General features: G+C 49.5%; 16 protein-coding genes. 12 read left to right on the forward strand and 4 right to left on the reverse strand.

Features of this window, described 5'->3' with window-relative positions:
- The 9 genes from VIM72_RS20725 to xrtN all read left to right on the forward strand — a co-directional run.
- Positions 1–651, forward strand: a 651-nt coding sequence (locus tag VIM72_RS20725; protein ID WP_332004736.1) for a DUF885 family protein, incomplete at its 5' end; no start/stop codon positions are given.
- Between the two features lie 252 nt (positions 652–903).
- On the forward strand, positions 904–4,089 hold the full coding sequence (locus VIM72_RS20730; protein ID WP_332004737.1) for a SusC/RagA family TonB-linked outer membrane protein: 3,186 nt from the start codon (positions 904–906) through the stop codon (positions 4,087–4,089).
- A gap of 18 nt (positions 4,090–4,107) precedes the next feature.
- A complete protein-coding gene (locus VIM72_RS20735) occupies positions 4,108–5,679 on the forward strand; it encodes a RagB/SusD family nutrient uptake outer membrane protein (RefSeq protein WP_332004738.1) in 1,572 nt (523 codons plus the stop codon).
- Positions 5,680–5,700: 21 nt separating this feature from the next.
- Complete coding sequence (locus VIM72_RS20740) at positions 5,701–6,372, forward strand: fasciclin domain-containing protein (protein WP_332004739.1); 672 nt, start codon at positions 5,701–5,703, stop codon at positions 6,370–6,372.
- A gap of 14 nt (positions 6,373–6,386) precedes the next feature.
- Positions 6,387–7,346 (forward strand): hypothetical protein, encoded by a 960-nt coding sequence (locus VIM72_RS20745; RefSeq protein WP_332004740.1) that lies wholly within the window; start codon positions 6,387–6,389, stop codon positions 7,344–7,346.
- Between the two features lie 164 nt (positions 7,347–7,510).
- Positions 7,511–9,925 (forward strand): glycoside hydrolase family 127 protein, encoded by a 2,415-nt coding sequence (locus tag VIM72_RS20750; protein WP_332004741.1) that lies wholly within the window; start codon positions 7,511–7,513, stop codon positions 9,923–9,925.
- Between the two features lie 2 nt (positions 9,926–9,927).
- On the forward strand, positions 9,928–12,621 hold the full coding sequence (locus VIM72_RS20755; protein WP_332004742.1) for an alpha-L-arabinofuranosidase C-terminal domain-containing protein: 2,694 nt from the start codon (positions 9,928–9,930) through the stop codon (positions 12,619–12,621).
- Positions 12,622–12,721: 100 nt separating this feature from the next.
- Entirely contained in the window at positions 12,722–15,238 is a 2,517-nt protein-coding gene (locus VIM72_RS20760; protein WP_332004743.1) for an XrtN system VIT domain-containing protein, read from the forward strand.
- Complete coding sequence (gene xrtN / locus VIM72_RS20765; protein WP_332004744.1) at positions 15,232–16,566, forward strand: exosortase N; 1,335 nt, start codon at positions 15,232–15,234, stop codon at positions 16,564–16,566. Before VIM72_RS20760 ends, xrtN begins: the two co-directional genes overlap by 7 nt.
- Here xrtN and VIM72_RS20770 read toward each other — a convergent pair.
- Positions 16,556–16,972 carry a hypothetical protein gene (locus VIM72_RS20770; protein WP_332004745.1) on the reverse strand — a complete coding sequence of 139 codons (417 nt, stop codon included), beginning with the start codon at positions 16,970–16,972 and terminating at the stop codon, positions 16,556–16,558. The two genes, xrtN and VIM72_RS20770, sit on opposite strands and share 11 nt — an antisense overlap.
- 83 nt (positions 16,973–17,055) lie before the next feature.
- Between VIM72_RS20770 and VIM72_RS20775 the strand changes: the two genes are divergently transcribed.
- Complete coding sequence (locus VIM72_RS20775; protein WP_332004746.1) at positions 17,056–17,874, forward strand: lysophospholipase; 819 nt, start codon at positions 17,056–17,058, stop codon at positions 17,872–17,874.
- Positions 17,875–17,903: 29 nt separating this feature from the next.
- Complete coding sequence (locus VIM72_RS20780; RefSeq protein WP_332004747.1) at positions 17,904–18,686, forward strand: porin family protein; 783 nt, start codon at positions 17,904–17,906, stop codon at positions 18,684–18,686.
- A 48-nt stretch (positions 18,687–18,734) separates the two neighbouring features.
- On the opposite strand, the gene VIM72_RS20785 is transcribed toward VIM72_RS20780, so the two are convergent.
- A complete protein-coding gene (locus VIM72_RS20785) occupies positions 18,735–19,451 on the reverse strand; it encodes a 3-ketoacyl-ACP reductase (protein WP_332004748.1) in 717 nt (238 codons plus the stop codon).
- A 103-nt stretch (positions 19,452–19,554) separates the two neighbouring features.
- Here VIM72_RS20785 and VIM72_RS20790 point away from each other — a divergent pair, with 103 nt between their 5' ends.
- Complete coding sequence (locus VIM72_RS20790) at positions 19,555–20,424, forward strand: aldose 1-epimerase family protein (RefSeq protein WP_332004749.1); 870 nt, start codon at positions 19,555–19,557, stop codon at positions 20,422–20,424.
- Positions 20,425–20,469: 45 nt separating this feature from the next.
- Here VIM72_RS20790 and VIM72_RS20795 read toward each other — a convergent pair whose 3' ends face one another.
- Complete coding sequence (locus VIM72_RS20795; protein ID WP_332004750.1) at positions 20,470–20,985, reverse strand: hypothetical protein; 516 nt, start codon at positions 20,983–20,985, stop codon at positions 20,470–20,472.
- A gap of 66 nt (positions 20,986–21,051) precedes the next feature.
- On the reverse strand, positions 21,052–23,244 hold a 2,193-nt coding region (locus tag VIM72_RS20800; RefSeq protein ID WP_332004751.1), incomplete at its 5' end, for an efflux RND transporter permease subunit.

Genomic DNA, 23,244 nt, shown 5'->3' on the forward strand with positions numbered 1-23,244 from the left:
ACCGGCGGGGAGGAATTTAGTGTATCCTATCCCGTTAGCAGCATGAGCCATGAAGACAAATTGATGAGCATGCGTGGCAATAACCCGCATTTCTCCCGGGCCACCGTACATCACGAACTGCTGGCTGGTCACGCCTTACAGGAGTTTATGCAGAACCGTTATAAAACATACCGGCATTTTGAAACCCCGTTCTGGATCGAAGGATGGGCATTGTACTGGGAGCGGTTGTTGTGGGACCAGGGATTTGCCAAATCGCCGGAAGACCGTATAGGTATGTTGTTCTGGCGCAAGCACCGCTGCGCGCGTATTATCTTCTCTATTAATTATCATACCGGTAAATGGACCCCGCAGCAATGCATCGATTTCCTGGTAGACCGCGTAGGGCACGAACGGGCCAATGCGGAAGGAGAGGTGCGCCGCTCTTTTGTTGGAGGGTATAGTCCCCTGTACCAGATTGCCTATATGATTGGCGGATTACAGTTTGAAGCCCTGAAGAAGGAGCTGGTAGACAGCGGCAAAATGTCTTTTAAGCAATATCATGATGCAGTGCTCAGAGAGAATATGATGCCCATAGAAATGCTCCGGGCCATTCTGTTGAACAAGCCGGTGCCAAAGGATTTCACCTCCAGCTGGCGCTTTTATAAGTTATAGTTTCCAGGGGCGTTGCTATTATAAAAAGCAACGCCCTTTTTCTTTTTCTACCTGTTAAAATCAGCAACCTATCTGTTAATTTCCGGGAAGTAATATCCGGCCGTTTTAGATAGCTTTGTGATAACAATTGTCAACAATACAATTAAAATAAATCAACCGGAATAAAATCTAGTATTGAGTCAGCGCACGGTGTGCGGACCTGTAACAACGTATATCAACCAGAATTTTTCAACACTGCTTAAACCTAATCCCATGCAGAAAATTGTCATGGCCTTTATCGCCTTATTGGCGGTCTTACCATCTGTTGCCCAGAACGTAAAAGTGACCGGCAAAATTACAGATGAAAGAAGCGGGCCACTTCCCGGCGCCTCGGTCAAGATCAAAGGGAACTCCCAGGGGGTAGTCACGGATGATAAAGGGGAATTTTCCCTGGCGGCGCCTCCCGATGCAACATTAGAGATCAGTTTTATTGGCTATCTTAAACAGGAACAGAAACTGAAAGGCCGTACCCACCTGAATGTTGTGCTTACAGCACAAAGCGGCGCGCTGGGCGATGTAGTGGTGATCGGCTACCAGGCAGTAAGCCGGCGTAAGGCCACTGCGGCCGTTTCCAGCATTAAAGGGAAAGACATTGAAAACATTCCCGCCGGTAGTTTTGAACAACTCCTGCAGGGACGTATGTCAGGCGTGAATGTGCAGAACTTCACCGGTGAGCCCGGCGCTGCGCCTACTATCTCTGTAAGAGGTAACACCGCCATCAGCACATCTTACCAAAACAATCAGTATAAAATACTGAACAAGCCACTGTATGTAATTGATGATGTGCCGCAGTTCAATGATGATATGGCAGGGCCGGACATTGGTACCGGCACCAACAACATTGCCGGTTTGAACCCCAATGAAATTGAATCGGTGGATGTATTGAAAGACGCTGCAGCAGCCGCTGTATACGGCTCCCGTGGCGCCAACGGGGTGATCATCATCAAAACAAAAAGGGCCCGCACCGGTGCACCACGCTTCAGCCTTTCGGCATATGGCGGTTTAACGGAGATCCCTAAGCTCCGCCAGGTATTGGTGGGGGCAGCAGAGCGCCGCGAGAAGATCCGCCTGTACGATGATGCCTTTGAAGGGAACTACGACCGGCTTACACATAAGAACCTTATTATGACGGATAGCCTGAACCCCGACCTGGATAAGGCTACCGACTGGCAACGCCTGTTTTACCGCAAGGGAATGATCAGGAATGTAGACTTTAACGTATACGGGGGTACGGAGTATAACACCTACCGCTTGTCGGCCGGCCTGTATATGGAAGATGGTATTGTAAAAGCCTCCGGGTTTAAACGTTATACGCTCAACTATTCTTCTTCGATACGTACCAAAAACGGTGCGCTGGAAGTAGTGCCCAATATCAGGCTGGCCCGTATGGAAAGAGGACGGGGCTCCGGTAGCGCCGACCTGTTCGGCGCAGTAGGACAAAGCATGCCGTCGTCGTTGTTTGCACCTGATGAGAACAGCCTGCAACGTGTGCTGGGGCGGTATTCCAACAATATGGACATTAACGTGGATAACCAGGTGAACGGCGATATCTCCCTGCAGCTGCGGTTATCCAGCCAGTTATCTTTCCGCTCCCGTAACTCTGTGTCAATGGTGATGAGCCGACGCGATGTATCAGTGCCCAGTGAGCTGAATGCCGACCTCGGTAATTCTTCGTTCTCCACCAGCGGCTTGCAACAAAGCTATACTACTTCCAACGACCTGAACTGGAACGCTGTATTTGGAAAAGAAAAGGAACATACTATCAACGCCATTGTAGGACAGGAAGTGCAGTACAGCACCTACCAGAATACCTATGCGCAGGGCTTCCGCGGCGCCAGCGACCAGATACAGGTGGTAAGCGGCTTCCCGCAGGGGCCTTACCTGTATGGTAGTTCCGCCTACTCCGCCTTTGGTATCCTCTCCCTGTTTTCACGGGTGAACTACGATTATAAAAGCACTTACCTCTTCTCTGCCTCTCTCCGTGGAGACGCAGCATCCAGCTTTGGCCCCGATAATAAATGGGGTTATTTCCCTGCTATCTCCGCCGGCTGGATGATCAGCAACGAGCCTTTCATGCGGCGTTATGCCAGCTGGCTCTCCATGCTGAAACTACGGGGTAGTTATGGTATGTTGGGTAACCTGCCAGGCGATTATTACCTGCAGTACAGTCTTTATAACATTGGCGGCGCCGGTTACAACGGCAGTGGCCTGAACCCGAATACCTATAACGGCGCCGTTACCATTACCCCGCAATTTGGTTCCGGAGGCGTAGCGCAGAAAGACATCAGCTGGGAGAAAACCGCCAGCTGGAACGGTGGTATAGAAGCAGAGCTGATGAACGGTAAATATTACTTCAGTGCCGACGTGTATGTAAAAAACAGTAAAGCCGGTTTAATAGACATGAACCTGCAAAGTACTACCGGTATTGCTACCGCCAAAACCAACGGTGCACAGTTACGCAATTCCGGGATTGATATCAACTTCCAGTTCAGGAATGTAATGCCGGAGAAAAGCGCGCTGCGTTGGGAAATACTCTGGAATGTAAGCATGAACAAGAATATAGTAGTTAGTATGCCTAACAATAATAGAGATCTTACTTTTGGTAATCTCTTTAATACCACGCATATTCTTACCCGCGGAAAAGCAGTGAATACTTTTTACCTGCTGAAAACACTGGGCGTATATAGCACCGACGATGATGTGCCTACAGATAAATACACAGGTAAAAAATTCCAGGTGGGCGCAGTGAATGATCCCGGCGCCAACAACCCTTTCCGGGCAGGTGAATTTATTTTTGCCGATCTGGATGGCGATGGCATCATAGACGCTTTTAACGGGGGCATCACCGGGGATAAGATCCCTTATGGCAACCCTAATCCTTTCCTTACAGGTGGTATTACGCAAAACTTTTACTGGAAGAACTTCACCTTCGGGTTCCTTTGCACGTTTACGTTTAAAAGGGATGTGCTGAACCTGTATGAATCCGATACCTATGGCCGGTATGGCTGGGATGGGGCAGGGGATGAATTTTCCAAGTATGCCGTGTCTGATCTTTCGTCCATGAACATCTGGCGCAAGCCGGGCGATAAGGCCCAGTATGCGAGAATGGATATTGGTACCTACCGCTACTACTACCGTGCAGATCAGACCTTCTTCCTGGAGAAAGGAGATTATTTCCGGATTAAGAATATTTCATTTGGTTATATGCTCCGGGAGAAAGCACTGAAGCCGCTTCACCTGAGCCGTTTGCGGTTCTATGGGCTGATGGACAATGTATACATCTTCCAGGCCTCCAAAAGATTGCCTGACGCAGAGAATGTGAACCCTTATGGCGAGTATAACGGTGTAGGCTATCCGAGCCCGCATAAGTATACATTGGGCATTGATGTAGGATTTTAAAACAGCTAAACACTTTTTATGAAACGGACTTTAATTATCATCATCATAGCGGCGGCATTTTTATCAGGATGTAAGAAGATGCTGAACCAGGAGCCAAAGGATACTACTTACGAGGAGAAATTCTGGAAGTCGGAGAACGATATGAAGAAAGCATTGGCCGGCGCTTATGCTTCGCTGCGCTCCAATATGCTGGAGCAGGATTACCTGCATAACCTGGGCGATATGACGCTGGGCGATCAGTTTATCATTATCCGCGGTGCGCCTTATTTTTCTAATTCCGACTGGAACATACAGGTGGGCAAGTTTGAAATGAACTACCTGGATGTATTCCGCAACTGGTCGAGGTTTTACAGCACCATCCTGCAAACCAACCTTATACTGGAAAAGCTGCCGCTGGTACCGGACAATACCTTCCTGGACGACCCGGAAAAAGGACGGAAGAATATTGCAGGGCAAACCCTTTTTATCCGCTCTTATGTGTACTTCCAGCTGCTCCGTACATTCGGGGATGTGCCGCTGGTACTTACACCAGACCCGGACCCTATAGCCAACAAACCACTGGCCCGCACAGATAAGAATATAGTAGTGCAGCAGATCCTGAACGATCTTGATTCTGCCGCCAATTGCCTGGAGATGACCTACGAAGTAGATGCCAGCAGGGGCACTGTGCCTAATAAAGCGGTAGTAATGGCGTTGCAATCGCAGGTATACCTGTGGCGCGCCTGTGTGATCAAAAAGCCTGCCTTTGAAGCTACGCCTGATATGGCGGACGTGGCCAAAGCATCTGCCCTGGTGGAAAGCATTGTAAGCAGTGGCTTGTATGGCCTGTCTGCGCCTGCCGGGAAGATAGACAGCATCCAGTATGCAAAGGCATTTATAGGCAACACCCGCGAAAATCTTTTTGAGCTGTATACCCGTTACGCGTATAACGAAGGGTCCAATAACCTGATGCCCATTAAGTTCCTGAGAATACCGGTGCTGGCAAAAACAAGCTGGAGCGACCTGCTGCTGGGCAACAGTTTTGTGAACAACCTGTATCCGCGGATTATTCAGACAGGGCCCAATCCTGAAGACACTATACCGAATACGGATATACGAAGAGGGATTTTTCTTTATGATGCAGACGGCGCCCAGCCCATCTTTACAAAATACAGCAACATCATTTATAACAATCCTAACCAGCAGGCGGAGCCTTACCTTGATAACAATGTTTCCCTGATCCGTTATGCAGATGTATTGCTGAACCGTATGGAGATTGCTGTGTATAAAGGACAACTGGGTGAAGCCTATGCGCAGCTGCGGAGCTTCCGCCGTTCGCGTAACCTGCCGCAGATGGATTCAGCGCTGTATGTGAGCGAATCGCCGCTTACCTATAACAGCCTGCTGGACGAGATCATGACCGAGCGTTCACGGGAGCTGTTTATGGAGGGGCAGCTTTATTTTGATGATGTGAGAATGAAACGGTCCGTAGTTCCCTGGCTAACGCCCGCCAGGTATAACCAGGAAGGTTATCTTATGCCGCTGGATCCTGCATTGTTCAATAATAACAGGCTGCTGGTGCAGAATAAATACTGGGCAGGTAAAATTTAGTTTCCATCCAAATCATTTATCATGAAGATCATTCATCTGTTGCTCGGATCACTGCTGATCCTGGCGGCATGTAAAAAAGATAAGTACCTCGTTGACCAGGGCGGCACCGACCGCGAAAGGATCAGGAAGATGTCGAGCTACGATTTCCTGAAAGAAAGTAAAGCGCTGGATACCGTAGTGCTGCTGATAGACCGCGCAGGCATGAAAGACGAGATCAATGGCAATATTACTTTTTTCCCGCCTACCAATTCCGGCGTCAATAATTTCCTGGCCCAGCAGACACGTGCTTTGCAACGGAAATATAATAATGAGAACCTCAAATTCACATTGGATAGCCTGACCACCGACAGCATCAAATTTTTTATGCGCCGGCATATTTTCAAGGGAGTGATAGACAAAAGCGCGCTGGGTTATACCAGGAAAAGTTTTACGAATATTAACAACGAGGGGAATTACTTCCTGCTACTGGAAAAATATTACATCGATGTAAGTGGCATCCGTTCTACCACCAACAGGATACAGATACGGCGTGTATTTGGCCTGGCAGATGAAGATGTTCCGGATGGCACAGAGAATAAGGAACCGGATTATTACGCGTATGTGCAAACCTCTGAAGTACGTACCGCTACAGGGATAGTACATGTACTGGAAGCCAACGCTAACCTCGGATTTTACATTTACAGGGAAAACTAAAAAATAAGATGACCATGAAATATATCTTATTCGCAGTCGCCGCATTGCTGGGTATGACTGCCGGGTGCACCAAAGTGGAAGAAGGATTCCTGAGCGATGGTATCCGCTATAAAAGTCCTGAGATATTTATTCCCAAAGGGATTACCGCCCGTTATCCAGGTATTTTATTTGATGGCTCCACGCCACCGATAACATTTGAAATGCTGGAAGTACGGCCGGTGGGAGGAGGAAAATTACCGGAAGCATTTACTACCAAATATCCTGTATGGGTGTTTAAAGATAAGATGTCTTTTGACCCCGATACTGATACCACTATCAAACTATTGCGCGCAAAGCAGGATAGCCTGCAGGAGCTGCCTTTTGAGTTTAACCCGGTGAATGGAGGTTTCCTGTTTAAATCGCCTTCCGCCAATATTCCGAGTGGGGTGTATGAATTTGATGTGAAGGCCACAAATGTGAACGGCAGTAAGGTGTATAAGAACATTGCCCGTTTGCATATTGAAGATCCCGAGTACATCCGTATGACAGAGGTACCTGTGATACCCGGTTATGATTCCGTTACCAATACTTTCCCCGGTGAGGCGAAAGGAACCATGGAATTAAAACGTATATCCGCTACCGGTACTACGGTGATGTTAAAGATCATGGATAAGAATGGTAAGTTATTTAACCCGAAGAACGGGGAAGTGATCAAGCGGGGCGACCGTCCTTCCTTTACTTCATATGCAAAATTTAACCCGGTGATTGTAACAGATACGGCGCTGATCACGGATTATGCTATTGCGCCATATCCTGCGAAACTGATCCCGGGCTATGTGAATTACCTGATCTATTACCGGATCCCTGCGTGGTTTATCAAAATGGATGGAGCCCCGGCTAAAGCCTGGTCCGCCAACCCACGGTTTGGTTTCCAGATATTGTTTGAAGGTAGTTATGAAGTCACAATAAGATTACCGAATGTGACGAAATTATAAGTGTACAGGGAAGTGTTGGATGACCGGCCGGCTTTTTTAACAGGAGATGTTGAAGGAGCCGGCCGGAGGATTTGCCGGCGGAAGACGCTAGCCACGTGTATGATATTAATTGTTATTTAGACAGTTATAAAATGTTATATTAGAAGATGATAAAGAAAAAAGGTATGAGATCATTTTGGGGAAAAGCGGCGCTGGCAGGCGCCGGGATGCTGATGGCCGGTTCTGCTGTGCAGGCGCAGCTGAAGCAGGATTATCCGATCAAACCGGTGGCCTTTACACAGGTGAGGGTGAACGATCATTTCTGGGCGCCGAAAATAAGGACCAATGCCACGGTAACAATTCCATATACCCTGGAACAGTGTAAAAAGACCGGTCGCATTGACAACTTTTTACGGGCGGCAGGAAAGCTGCCGGGCGATAAGCTCACAGAGTATACCTTTGATGATACCGACCTGTATAAGATAATAGAAGGGGCTTCCTACGGACTGCAGATGCAGCCCAATCCGGGGCTGGAGAAATACCTGGATACACTGATCAGTATCATAGGCGCTGCGCAGGAAAAAGACGGGTATCTCTACACCTTCCGCACCGTAAAAGCGGCAAAGCCACATCAGTGGATAGGGAGTAAGCGATGGGAAAAGGAAGAAGACCTGAGCCATGAACTGTATAATTCCGGCCACCTGTTTGAGGCTGCCGTGGCGCATTACCAGGCTACCGGGAAAAGAACGCTGCTAAATATTGCTATCCGCAATGCGGATCTGCTGGTGCGGGATTTCGGCTGGGGCAAGGAAGAAAAGTTCCCTGGCCACCAGATAGTGGAAACAGGGCTTACCCGTCTTTACCGGGTAACCGGTAACAAAGCCTACCTGGACCTGGCCAAATTTTTCCTGGATGTTCGCGGCCCGGGTACCCAGTACAGCCAGGAATACAGCCAGTCGCATAAAAAAGTAACCGACCAGCATGAAGCCGTAGGGCATGCAGTGCGCGCCACATATATGTATACCGGTATGGCTGATGTAGCCGCCTTAACAGGCGACCGCAAATACCTGGCAGCCATTGATGATATCTGGGATGATGTGGTAGACCGGAAATTGTATATCACCGGGGGAATTGGCGCTACCGGCGCCGGCGAGGCATTCGGCGCTGCGTATGAATTACCGAATATGTCGGCCTACGCAGAAACCTGTGCGGCTATTGCCAATGTATACTGGAACAGCCGTATGTTCCTCCTGCATGGCGACGCTAAATATATTGACGTGCTGGAACGTACCCTGTATAATGGCTTACTCTCCGGCGTATCTATCAGCGGCGACCGTTTCTTTTACCCCAACCCGCTGGCCTCTATGGGACAGCACCAGCGGAGCGCCTGGTTTGGCTGCGCATGCTGTATTTCCAACATGACCCGCTTCCTGCCTTCCATGCCCGGCTATGTGTATGCGCAGAAAGACAATGACCTGTACGTTAACCTGTTTGTGGGAGATTCTGCCACCATCCAGCTGAAGGCAGGGAAAGTACATCTTGTGCAGCAAACAGATTATCCCTGGAACGGGAAAGATGAAATTACGGTGAACCCGGTGAAGCCCACCACCTTTGCCCTGCGGGTGCGCATCCCGGGCTGGGTGGAAAACAGGCCGGTACCAGGTAACCTGTACTTTGAAGAAGACAGCTCCGCTGTAAAGATACCCATCCTGCTGAATGGTAACCCTATCGACTATACGATGGAAAAAGGTTATGCGGTGATTAACCGCTCCTGGAAGAAAGGAGACAAGGTGACACTGGATTTCCCGATGGAGATAAAAAAGGTGCTGGCGACAGCCGAAGTAAAGGATGATCATTCCCGCTTTGCACTTGAACGCGGTCCTCTTATGTATTGCCTGGAAGGGCCGGATAATAAAGATGCCACCGTACAGAATATCGTGGTAGATAAAGCGGCGGTGATCTCTCCCGTATACCGTCCTGATCTGCTCAGTGGTGTAATGACCCTGCAAATGCCCGGTACTTCCGCCAGCAGGCAGCTGAACTCTGATTCACTCATCAGCAGCCGGCAAACGGTAACGGCTATACCGTATTTTTCCTGGGCCAACCGGGGACCCGCTGAAATGACCGTATGGATCCCGTTTGAAGCCTCCGCTGCCCGCCCCAAACCGGCGCCTACCATTGCCTCTAAAAGCAAGGTAACCGCTTCGGTGAAAAACCAGCGGATGTACATGGCGCTGAACGACCAGTATGAGCCAAAGGACTCCAAAGATAACAGCGCCCTTTACCTGCACTGGTGGCCGGCCAAAGGCACCACGGAATGGGTGCAGTACACGTTCGATACCGCTCACACAGTGAGCAGTTCCAAAGTATACTGGTATGACGACGGCCCCTTTGGCGGCTGCCGGGTGCCCGCTGCGTGGAAACTGTATTACAAAGAGGGAACAGAATGGAAACCGGTGAATGCCAAAACGCCTTACACCACTGCAAAGGATAGATACAACACTGTCAACTTTGACCCGGTGACCACCACTGCATTGAAACTGGAAGTACAATTGCCGGCCGATAATGCCGCCGGTATACATGAATGGATAGTTGAATAATTATGGATCGCATAAAACAGGGCCTTCTGGCCATTATCTGCCTGATGGCGGGCAGTGGCCGGGCCATTGCCCAGAACAGGGCGGAAATCAGGGTAAATACCACGGAGAAAGGGGCGGTTGTTCCATCTACCCTGCATGGTATTTTCTTTGAGGAGATCAGTCATGCCGGCGAAGGAGGGCTATACGCAGAAATGGTCCAGAACCGTGGCTTTGAAGATCACCGCCTCCCTGCGGGCACCAGGCTGGAAAACGGCTGGCTGGTGCCTTTCCCGCGGAAGCCGCATTTCATGCTGAACGGGCAGGTATCCGACTGGAAAATGGAATGGCCGCTGAAAAGCCGGTGGCCGGCCTGGCATGCAGCAAACAATGCAGCGCTTTCCCTGGTTACAGACTATCCGCTGAATGCGGCTACACCACATGCTATGCAGGTGAAGGCTGAAGGGAAAGGAGCTGCGCTGGTGAATGAAGGCTTCTGGGGAATGAACGTGGAAAAAGACGCCCGCTACCGCCTGTCTTTTTTTGCCAATAACGTGAAAGGATATACGGGAAAAGTAACGGTTTCACTGCAAACAATCAGCGGGCAGATATTGGCAGACACTACATTCCAGGTAAGCGGGGCTGCTGCATGGAAAAAATACAATGCCGTTCTCACTGCAAAGGGAAGCGATTCCACGGCCCGCCTGGTGCTTACGCTTCAGCAGCCTGGTACCCTGTTATTTGATATGGTTTCCCTGTTCCCTGTGCATACTTTCAGAGACCGGCCCAATGGAATGCGTGCCGACCTGGCTGCGCTCATTCAGCAGATGAAGCCGGCCTTTGTGCGCTGGCCCGGTGGATGTTATGTGGAAGGGATTACGGTGGAAAGCGCGCCCGACTGGAAAACCACGCTGGGCCCGCCGGAGCAGCGCACGCCTACGTATAGTCCCTGGGGTTACTGGAGCAGCAACGGTTTTGGTTACCACGAATACCTGCAGTTCTGTGAAGATATCAACGCGGCAGCATTGTATGTTTTTAACGTGGGCATTTCCTGCGAATACCGCAGCGGCACGTTTGTGCCGGACGACGGCGTAGCGCCATATATACAAAGCGCACTGGACGCCATTGAGTATGCCATTGGCCCCGTTACTTCAAAGTGGGGAAAACAACGCGCTGCCAACGGCCACCCCGCGCCGTTTCCACTCAAATACGTGGAAGCAGGCAATGAACAACATGGCCCGGATTATGCCAAACGCTATAACCGCTTCTATGATGCCATCCATAGGAAATATCCGCAGATAGGCATTATAGCCAGCATGGGTATCGGGGATGTAAACCGGCATACGCTCGACAGTATGCAGCATACAGACATCGTAGATGAACATGCCTATAAAGCGGCAGGATGGAGCCAGCGCAACTTTGACCACTTCGATAAGTATAAACGCGGCCGCTGGGATATGTATGTGGGAGAGTATGCCACCAATGCGGGCGTAGGAGCCGGTAACCTGCAGGCCGCCCTCAATGATGCAGTGTATGTAATGAGCATGGAAAAGAATGCAGACCTGGTGAAGATGAGCAGTTATGCGCCGCTGCTGGTGAACGAACATGACGCGGATTGGCCCGTGAATCTCATTCACTTCAATGCAGGCGCCAGTTTCGGAAGGATCTCCTATTACGCGCTCAATTTGCTGAATGATCATAAAGCTACTTTTAACTACCCGGTAACCATTACGTTGTTCCCCGAAGAAAAGCCGGCGCCAAAGTTTTCAGGAGGTATTGGTCTCGCTACCTGGGACACGGAAGTGGAGTATAAAGATATCACCGTGGTGCAACAGGGCGATACCGTTTATAACAGCAGCCGTGATCCGCAGCTGGGAGACTGGCTCCCGGTAAGGGGCAGCTGGACAAAACAAGCCGGTTTGCTTGCACAAACAGCGGAAGGAGCGCAGCAGCTGGCCGTCCTGCAAGGGTATCACTTTAATGCATATACGCTTTCGCTGAAAGCGCGCAAAACAGGCGGGGTAAACGCTTTTATCATTCCTTTTGCAGTAAAGGACACCAATACCTGCCTGCGGGCCCATATTGGTTCCTGGCTGAATTCCAATGCCATGTTTGAAAGTCTTACCAACGGGTATGAGGTGGCAGGGATCAGTAACCCGGTGCGACTGAAAGCGCCACTCGAATCCGGCCGCTGGTACAGTATCCGTTTGGAAGTAAATAATGAGGAAGTAAGATGTTATGTGGATGATTCCCTGCTGATGAGCTACCGTGAGCCACAGTCCTTATTTTCCATTGCCGGAAAAGATGAAAAGACCGGGGATATTATCCTAAAGATCGTGAATGCCGGCAACACACCTGTAAAGGCAGATATTAACCTTAATGGTACAGCGGTTAACCCGGTGGCGGAAGTGATCACCTTAACGGCCGGCAACCCGGATGCAGAAAATTCTTTTGCTGCACCGGAGGCATACACCCCGCATAGTTCCACTATTCATAACGCGGCGGCACAGTTCAGCTGGGAGGTACCCGCAATGTCGGTGAACATTATCCGCCTGAAACCGGCCGGCATTGCGTTTAATATACATATGCCTTATCCGGCTGCGGGTGCGCATGAAGTAGACACGCATCATAAAGCCGGCGGTACTGCCGGTATACATGCACTTCCTTCCGCTCATTCACTGCAAGAGGATATCCGTAAAGCATATGGTATAACTGAATAAATCTTCCCCATCGTTTTAATCAAGCTAAATATTTATTTATACTTTGTAGTACAAAGTGCTTTTTATTATATACCTTTGGCCTGTATTCAAATCATTCATAATGGAAGTCAAAACCTCCAGAGCCCTGCCGGCGCCTTATGTGTTCGGCCTTACCTTGTTATGTTTTGCTCTTATTGCCAGGTGTTATTGCTATTTCCCTTCCGCAGAAACGAACACTGATGGCGTATTTATTATCACTCACCTGATCCTCCTGCTTTACTTTTTCAGCAGCTGGATAGGCGGCTTTCTGAAACCCTGGGAAGGAAGGAGGAAAATGATGTCTGTGTTCGTAGTACTGCTGCTCACAGATGCTTATACTGTTAATGAGTCTATCCGCGTATTTGAATCATCCACCTTATGGATGGCAGTTATGCTGGTGTTGATGTGCGCTAATATACTGGCATTCGGATTTTTTGAAAGATGGCCGGAATGGGTAAGATACCTGCAATGCGCAGTGCTGGGGCTCACTATGCTGCTGCCGTTTTACCTGGCCTTTTACCTGGTGCCTGCGTATCTGATCAGCCTGGTCGGCCTCGTAGCCATCGGGCTTTCTATTGTTACCTTTTCGCCCATTTTCCTTATCTGGTTTAAGCTCCGGATGGTAAGGAAACTAATATGGCCGGTGCGTAGCTACCGGCTCACTTATCTGGCGGCAGGCTTATTGCCGGTACTGGTAGTGGTAGTGTACTCCGTAGTATACGCGAACGATAAGTTTAAAATGGAACAGGCCTACCGCAAAAGCAGCCATGCTGTGCGGGAGGAGCTGCCGCCCTGGGTAAGGGTGGCGCAGGAAGCAGGGAGCGATTTCATCACCACGCAGCTGCTGAAAACAGATATTGTTTATACCAGTCCCGGCATTCAGGATTATTTCAGTTTATGGGAAATACCTGAAAGAGAGTATGGTGAAAAACGGACCCATGACCCGTTGTTTATGACAGCTGGTGCATTTTTAGGGGTTATTGATATCCCGGAAGACGACCGGCTGGAGATACTGAATGTGCTGCATAATAAAAGGCACTATGCAGAAGAACGCTACTGGAGTGGGAAAGACCTGGTAACTACCAGCGTGTGGTCGGCAGCCAACATATGGCCGCAGTATCACCTGGCTTACACAGAAAATATTTACACGGTGAAGAATGTGCCGCAACAACGATGGGGCGACAGTGAAGAGGCGATCTATACCTTTCATCTGCCTGAAGGAGGAGTGGTTACATCCTTATCGCTGTGGATCGACAACCGGGAAGAAAAAGCTATTCTCACCACTAAGGGAAAGGCCGCAGCAGCTTATTCAGAAGTGGTTGGCAGGCAACGCCGCGATCCGTCGGTGGTGCACTGGCAGGAAGGCAACCGGGTGGTGGTACGCGTATTCCCGGTGGAACGGGGAAAGGAAAGGAAGTTTAAGATCGGCGTCACTTCCCCGCTGAAAGTAAAGCAGGATAAACTGGTGTATGAACCGGTATGGTTTGAAGGGCCGGCGCATGAAGAGGCATCTTACGAAGTAAAACTAAACATTGATAAGTGGCCCGGAGAGTTGGATTATCCCGAAGGGTTTTATGCAGATAAGGGAAAAACAGTAGGGAAAACGGGGAAGTATAATGCGGACTGGGAACTGAGCATGTCTGATGAAACGGTGAACAATGCCGCTTTCAGCTTTAACGGTGAAAGATATACGTTGTTGCCCTATCAACCATCCACTGAATTTTTTGCGCCGGCAAATTATTACCTGGATTTAAATAACAGCTGGAAGTACGATGATTACCGGGAGATCCTCTTACAACTGCATGATAAAAAAGTTTGGGTGTTTCATCCCCGGGAAGGGATGATAACTGTAAATGAAGATAATAAGGAAACATTGTTCCGGGAACTGCAGCAGCAGCGCTTTTCCCTCTTCCCTTTTTATAAGATCACCGATCCCGCCACCGCACTGGTGATCAGCGCATCAGCCGAGGTATCGCCCCAGTTGGGCGATCTGGATAAATCTGTTTTCAGGGATCAGCTGCGCCGTTTCCTGTCTCAGGAAAAAATAAGATTATACAATATCGGGAATACGCTCAGCCCCTACCTGGCTACATTGAAGGAGTCACGTTCATTACTATACGAAAATGGTACCACCAAGCAATTGCTGGCGCAGTTGCGTAGCAACAGTTTCCAGCGGCATGAGGAAGACAGCAACCAGCTTATTCTGGCCGGCGCGCAGATCCGTATTGCCCGCAGCATGGATAGCACGCAGACCCAGGGACCTGATCACCTGGCCCGTCTTTTCGCCTACAACTCCATCCTGCAACAGCTGGGGCCCAAAGTAGCGGAGCCCGACCTTTCAGCTGATACCGCATTGATCAATGAAGCTAAAGCGGCTTATGTGGTAACGCCGGTGTCCAGCCTCATTGTACTTGAAACCCAGGCAGATTATGATAAGTTCAATATTGCCGATGATGTGAACGGCCTGAAGAACGCTTCCCTGAACGGGCATGGCGCAGTGCCTGAGCCGCATGAATGGGCATTGTTTATTATTGCCGTGGCTATACTTGCTTATGTGAGGTTTGAAAAATTATTTAAAAGAAAGAAGAGCGCATGCTAACGTTACCGCATATACGGTCATCGGCCGGGTGGACAAAATTACCGGCAATATTACTGCCGGTCATTTACCTGGCGTTTGGCATATGGGAGTTGCCTCATTATTTCGCGTGGAAGAGCGCTTTCTTTATGCTGTGCGTAGTAGCAATGGGAGTGGTGTTCCAGCTGGACCGCCTGCGGCCCGGCAGTACCCGTTGTGGCTGGATGGCGCTGCTCTTTTTGTTGCTGTGGTGGAAAATACCGGTATTAACTTTCCGCTATGCTACCCTGATCACTGCGTTGTTTTTTGTGATTGAATATTTTTACGGGAGATTACAAACGCTCGTTTTCATCACTGCTGCGCTTATTGCGCCGGCCATAGATTTTGTGGTGAATGTATTCAGTTTCCCGATCAGGTTATGGCTTACCGGCGTAGCTGGCAAAGTATTGGCTGGCATAAATCCGCATGTGACCACTGCAGGGAATATGATCCTGCTGGGGAAACATGAATTCAGCGTAGACCCGGCATGTATGGGCTTGCAGATGATGATCACTTCGCTGTTGTGCGGCGTAATGCTGATTGCCATTTACCAGCGCCGGTATGGTAAAGTGTTGCCTGTAACCGGGGTATTGATATTGTTGGCAGCTATTGCTGTTTTAAATATTATTGCTAACCTGTTCCGCATCATACTGCTGGTACAACTGGGATTGCCGGCGGAAACCCCTGCGCATGATGCCATAGGGATCATTTCACTGCTGGCTTATGTGATGCTTCCGCTTTTGCCTGGTGTGAAATGGATGTTGCAGCGTTACGGAAAAGCGGTCTTGCTACGGGATGATGTATCAGTGCCGCCACGGTATGGGATGGCATTACAGCTGTTGCTGCTGGCAGGTATTGTATTGGCGGTGGCCGGGGGGAACAGGGCTACTGTTAAAATGGACCGGCAGGTAAAGCATCTCCCTGGTTACAACTATGTTTCCCTGGAAGATAATATTGTTAAACAAACTACTGCCCATAGCCTGTTATATGTAAAAGGGATCCCCGGTTTTTATTTTACAGATCACCAGCCAATGATCTGCTGGAAAGGAAGCGGCTTTGGATTTTATAAGATACAGGAGCGGTTGGTGCAAGGGGCCAGGATATACACTGCCGAACTGAAAAAAGATAAGAGCACGTTGTATACCGCCTGGTGGTACGAAAGCCGTGCACGCCGCAGCAGCAGCCAGCTGGAATGGAGATGGGACGCGCTTTGCAGCGGGAACAATTATTACCTGGTGAATATTACGGTGGAAGATGAAGTATTACTGGAACCGGAAATACAACGGTTGCTGGATGCGCATCTTATTCAGTGATCACTTCGGGTTCTTCCTTATGCCTCGGCTGGTAATACAGGTAGTAATACGCAAGTATCAATATCCCGGTAACAAAAGGAACCAGCGCGAGATGTTTATAGGTAATATCGCCGGTGATCACCATTGCATCAAAGTGGAAGAATTCGCTGATCATCCAGTAGGAGTTGGCCGCAATCCACACAGTAATAGCTACGTTGTGGCACAGCTCCGACATAAACTGCCGGGTACGCCATGCAATAACGATGGAGATGATCAGTGTGGGAAAGATCATCGCAAAGCCCAGCGGTTTCCATATCATACACCAGCTGATATCTTTCAGCAGCCAGAAAACAATATGAAGGTTTTCCATCTTACGGTAACTTAAAGGAATGCTGTATACCGGCGAAGTGGTAGCTCGTTTGCTCATGTGTGTGTTCAGTTAATTTTACCTGGTTGAAATCGGGCGTAAAGATATTCTTTATCTTCGTTTCTACACCAGCACTTCCGGCTATGAATGAATTTTACTGGTTTTACCAACGTACCAGGTTTCATGGTATTAACTGGATCCCCGCCAATTTCGGACGGGTTATGATCATTGTGCATGGGATAGGGGAGCATACCGGCCGCTATGATCATGTAGCGTCCTTTTTTATGAAGGAGGGATATGCGGTGATAGGCATTGATCATTATGGCCACGGGCAGAGCGATGGCGCGAAAGGCGCTTCCAGGGGCTTCGCATTTATGTTTGATTACCTGCAGAGCTTTGTCCGCCATGTGGAAGACACTTACCGGAAACCTGTAGTGATGTACGGTCATAGTATGGGTGGAGGCGTGCTCACGGGGTTCCTGCTCCGGAAGCAGCCGGTAATCCTGGCGGCAGTTATTTCCGCGCCGGCGCTCATCATCGGTATGCGCCCGGGAGGCTTCCTGAAAGGAGTGCTGAAAGTGGCCAGTGCCATAGCGCCCAATCTCCGGATCAACCAGGGACTGGACCTCGATAAAATTTCACATGATAAGTCGGCCGTAGAGAAATTCAGGGCCGACCCGCTGCGTCATGGTAAACTGAGCCTCCGGCTGGCGAATGATATGATCAGCAACGGCGCCTGGTGCCTGGAACATGCCGCTGAACTGTGTGTGCCCTGCCTGCTCATCCATGGAAATGCGGATGAATTTACGGCTGTGGAAGGCTCCCGCCTGTTTGCTGAAAGAGCGCCCTCCGCTTTGCTTACATACCGGGAGTGGGAGGGAATGTACCATGAAATGCATAATGAGCCGGAAAAGAGAGAAGTATTGCTATTTATTGCAGGTTGGTTGAGTAATGTGAGATAATCCCTAAATTCGTTTTACAATTAATCACTATGAAATTCCACTGTTCTTACAAATGGCTGTTGCCTGCTATGTTGCTTTTGGGCTGTTTGCAGGCAAATGCCCAGGTTGATCTGGGAGCCCGCGGAGGCATAAGTATCCCCAACCTTACTTCCGGCGGCAATGAAAACAATCCGCTTAATACCGGATACAGCTCCCGGCAAGGGCCGGATTTCGGTATCTTTGGTGAATACCACATCAGCAAACTCTTTTCCATTGAAGCCATGATCGCTTACTCCTCACAGGGAGGGAAGAAAACGGGAATGCAGGCATTGCCGTTTCAGCAGGTGGCTCCACCGTTACCTCCAAATGTGCCTGCCCCTAACTATCTCTATGCAGATTTCGAAAGCCAGGCTAAAATGAATTACCTGATGTTGCCTATCCTGGCAAAGTTTGGCTGGAACCTGGGCCCCGCCTCACCCTTACGCCTCTACGCAGATGCAGGACCTTTCCTGGGCTTCCTGGTAAGCGCCAAACAGGTGACCAGCGGTAACAGCATGGTTTACCTGGATGAAGAGGGAAAACATCCCATTACGCAGCAACCACAGTCGTTCGATAAAACAACAGACATCAAGGACCAGTTACATACTTTCAATGTGGGCGTAAGCGGGAACGTAGGCCTGGCCTATATCTTTGGCCGCAACCAGGTGTTTGTGGAAGGAGGAGGGAACTATGGCTTCCTTAACATCCAGAAGGGATCTGCCAACGGCAAAAATAATATCGGCGCAGCCACTGCTTCTATCGGGTACGCCTATCGCATCTGTAATAAAAAATAAAAAAGTATTTGTATCAGCAGGAACTTCCTGCTGATACAAACAGGTCATTTATGGATTGGTAGACCATAACCCCGCTGATTTCACCAGTACCCTTCTGTTCAGCTTCAGCTGGGCTACCACAAACTCTGCCAGGTCTTCCGGCTGCAATACTTTATCCGGGTTACCATCTGTCAGGTTCAGATCTTTGGCCATATCCGTTGCAATAGTGCTCGGCGTTAAGGCGCTTACCCTGATATTATGTTTTCTTACTTCCAGCATCAGCGATTCGGTTAAGCCCAGCAGGCCGAACTTGGAAGCGCTGTAAGCGCTGGTGAGCGGCGCGCCTCTTTGCCCGGCGGTAGAAGATATATTGATGATATCGCCTGTTTTTCTGGCTATCATACCGGGTAATACGGCCCGGGTTACATAATATACTCCCAGCAGGTTTACCCGGATGATCTGCTCCCATTGGGCGGGTTCCAGCTCCATAAAACCGCCGAAAGAGGCAATACCGGCATTGTTGATCAGTATATCCGGCTCGCCCAGTTCTTTTGTCAGCAGGGCCACTGCTTCGTTCACGGCCTGGATATCGCTTACATCTGCAGTAGCATAGGCTACTTTTACGCCTGTACCGCCAATCTCTTTTGCTACTGCTTCCAGCGAACCGGCACTACGTCCCAGCAGGGCTATATCTACGCCTTCCTGTGCCAGCGCCACCGCCAGCGCACGGCCTATGCCTTTGCCACCACCGGTGATCAGGGCTTTCTTTCCTTTTAATGATTCCATTATGCCTTCGGTTTATAAGTTTAAAAATACCTGGCAAAGGTACAAAGCTTTGTTCCATTTACGGGTTATCTTCGCATTGTTCTAGTTTTAAGACCCTTATATTATGATACAGATTTCCAATGAAAAACTCACCGTGCTGGTGAGCCCCCAGGGAGCCGAATTACAAAGCATAGTACGTAACGACACTGGCCTTGAATATTTATGGAGCGGGGACCCGGCCTTCTGGGGCAAGAAAAGCCCCGTGTTATTTCCCATTGTAGGCGGACTGAAAGATAATACCTACCAATATCATGGCGATCACTACACGCTGGGCCGCCATGGCTTTGCCAGGGAACAGCTGTTTGCTGTAGTAGAACAGGGAACGGAACATGTCAGCCTCCGTCTTTCGGACAGCGATGCGACCCGTAAAGTATATCCCTTCCGCTTCGATTTTACCATCCAGTACCTGTTGCAGGACGACCAGCTCCAGGTGACTTACCAGGTGCTTAACCGCGACGATAAAACCCTGCTTTTTTCCGTAGGTGCGCATCCTGCTTTTAAACTGCCACTGGTAGCGGATACTGTATATGAAGATTATTACCTGTATTTTAATAAAGAAGAAGAGGCGGGGATCTGGCCTTTGTCGGCAGGCGGACAGGTGGAAACAGCTCCTGTTCCCTATCTTCAACGCACACACGAACTGCCCCTGAAGAAATCGCTGTTCTACAATGATGCCCTGGTATTTAAACAGCTGGCATCTACTGCCATCAGTATTAAAAGCAACCGCACGCCGCATGGTTTAACACTGGCCTTTGAAGGTTTTCCTTATATGGGCATATGGGCGGCTAAGGAGGCTGATTTTGTATGTATTGAGCCCTGGTGCGGGATTGCCGACAGTGTGGATGCTAATGGGAACCTGGAAGAGAAAGAAGGGATCAACCGGCTGGCGCCGGATGGATTGTTTGAAAGAACATGGACGGCAACGATATTTTAAAGAGATAAAAAAAGCTGGTAGCAATAACTACCAGCTTTTTGTCTTTTAGAAATTATATCCGGCTTTCAGGCCAAAGAAACCTCTTGTGCCGTCTTTAAACCATGCTTCGTACTTGCCTTCCACATCGAGGCCCAGGATACGGATACCGATGCCCGGAGCTACCAGTCCGCCTATACCGTTATAGTTTTTACCGGTATACTGAACAGTACCGCCTTCTACCTTCACATACAGGATAGAGACCAGGTTGTACCGCAGCCCCAAACGGATAGGCACTACATTGTAATCGGCATAGTCGCCGGTTACACCGCCCGTGTTAAAGCTTTTACCGCCAAAATGAAAGTAGCTTACAGAACCTACGGCTGTTAAACCTGCTACCAGTTTCACATCGGCGCCCAAACCAATACCATAGCCGGTTTCATGGGTGTCGCTGAACTTGCCCACCGGGAAGCCCGCTTCAACAAAAGGGCCGATACTGAATCGTTTCAATTGTGCGTGCGACGACTGTGAACTGATACAGATCATCAGGAGCATGGTTGCAAATGCCAGGAAGATTTTTTTCATAAGAACTAATTTTCAGAGGATTGGTGACTAGCTAATTAGCCGTAAAAGTAAGGAACTAATTGCTAATTACGAATTGTGAATTACCGCATGATGCGATAACGCCTCTTCCTCCTCCTCCTGGTGGTGCCGTTTAGGTGTACCATGCCCGTTGTTGTTGATGGCTTCGATCCTTGGAGGGATCAGTTTATATACCACCGGCGTAACGATCCTCGACAGCAGGGTGGAACTGATCAGGCCACCAATCAGCACAATGGCCAGCGGTGCGATCAACGGGTTGGTGGAAACAGCCACCGGTATTAACCCGCCTATAGCTGTAAGGGAAGTAAGCACAATAGGCAGGAACCTTACTTCGCCGGCTTCACGGATAGCGGCTTCCAGTGGTTTACCCTGCATCCGTAGCTGGTTGGTAAAATCTACCAGCAGGATGGTATTCTTCACTTCAATACCCGCCAGGGCTATGAGTCCTATGATGGCTACAAACGACAGTGAGTTGCCGGTGAGCCACAACGCGGTAGCTGCGCCTACTATGCCCAATGGGATCACTGATAGTACAATGAGCATGCTCTTGAACGTTTTGAACTGCAGGATCAGTACGGCCACAAAAAGGAAGATGGTAACAATGATCACGCTCATAAAACCGCCGAAGGAATTCTTCCTGCTTTCTACTTCACCCCCCATCTCGTAAGTATATCCGGCAGGGAGTTTCACGGCATCCATCTGCTTTACCACGTCTGCTATTACCTGGTCGGTGAGGAAGCCCTTCTTTATAAAGGCGCCTACTGCCACTACCCGGTTTTTCTCCTGGTGTTTAATAGTTAAGGGAGATGTTTCCAGCTGCAGCTGTGCCACCTGTGAAAGCGGAATCGCGGTCCCCTGGCTGTTGTTCACGTACAGATCCCTGAATACATCCAGTGTGGGCCTGGCTGTTTTCTGCTTGGTAAGCAGGATGTCGTAGTCGTTATCATTCTGATCGTTGTACTTCCCGAGATTTATACCGGCCACGGCTAAACGTACTACCCTGTCGATATTGGCGGTGGGGATGCCCAGCTGTTGTGCTTTCTCACGGTCTATACGTACACGGATATCCGATTTCAGGTTGCTTACGGGATTGTTGATATAGATAGTGCCCGGTGTTTTTTCCAGCATCTTCTCCACATTGGCAGCCAGGGATCGTAAGGTATCCAGATTATCTCCAAACAGCCGTACTTCTACCGGCGCTACCATGGGAGGGCCTTGTTCAAAGTTCTTTACTTCTACTTTAGCGCCGGGATAAGGCGTCCATTTTTTACGGAGCGATTCAATGAGCTTGTTCTTGTCAGCCGGACTGGTATGCGGATCCAGCTGTACAAACAGTTGTGCATAATCGCTTCTTTCATTCTCCTGCGCCTCGTTGTAATAGATGCGTGGATTGCCCTTGCCGATGTTGCTGGCATAGGAAGCCACCATTTTTTCCTGCTTCAGCTCTTTTTCAATCTGCTGTACAATACTGTTGGTATAGTTGAGGTTCGATTGTGGTGGCGTAAATACATTGATAAGGAACTGCGGTTTTTCCGAAGCGGGGAACAGGCTGAAGCCAATCACTTTAAACAACCCGATAGAGCCGCCGAATATGACCAGGGACACCAGGATGGTGATTACCGGGCGATGCAGGGCTTTATCGAGCAACTTTGCATAACTGCCATGGATAAGCCTTTTGAGCAAGCGCATGAACAGGTTGCCTTCCGGGTTACCGGTATGCTCTTTCAGCAAACGGCTGGAAAGGAAAGGGATGATAGTGAGCGATACGGCCATGGAAGCCAGCACGCAGAAGATCACTGCCAGCGGGAGGCTGCGGATAAAGTCGCCGCTGCCTTCCGGCATAAACACCAGCGGCATAAACGAGATCACCAATGCGGCCGTACAGCCTATTACCGCGAGCCCTATCTGTGAAGTGGCCTTGAGTGTGGCTTCCATGCGGCTATGTCCTTCCAGCATCCATCTCTCTATATTTTCCACCACCACAATACTATCATCTACCAACAGCCCCAATGCTACTACCAGCCCTACAATGCTCAGCTGGTTCAGGTTGTAGCCAAACAGCTGCAGCAATACAATACCAATAGAAAGCGACAGGGGAATAGAGATCATCACAATGAGCGCGGGGCGCTGACCCAATGGAAGCAGGGTAAAGGCTACCAGCAGGATGGCAATGATAAAGTCTTTTCCCAGGCCGCTCAGGCGGCTGTTCACCGCATCGGCCTGGTCGAAGTACTGCACCAT

Source organism: Chitinophaga sp. (genome assembly GCF_036569185.1).
In the GTDB taxonomy this organism is placed as follows: Bacteria; Bacteroidota; Bacteroidia; order Chitinophagales; family Chitinophagaceae; genus Chitinophaga.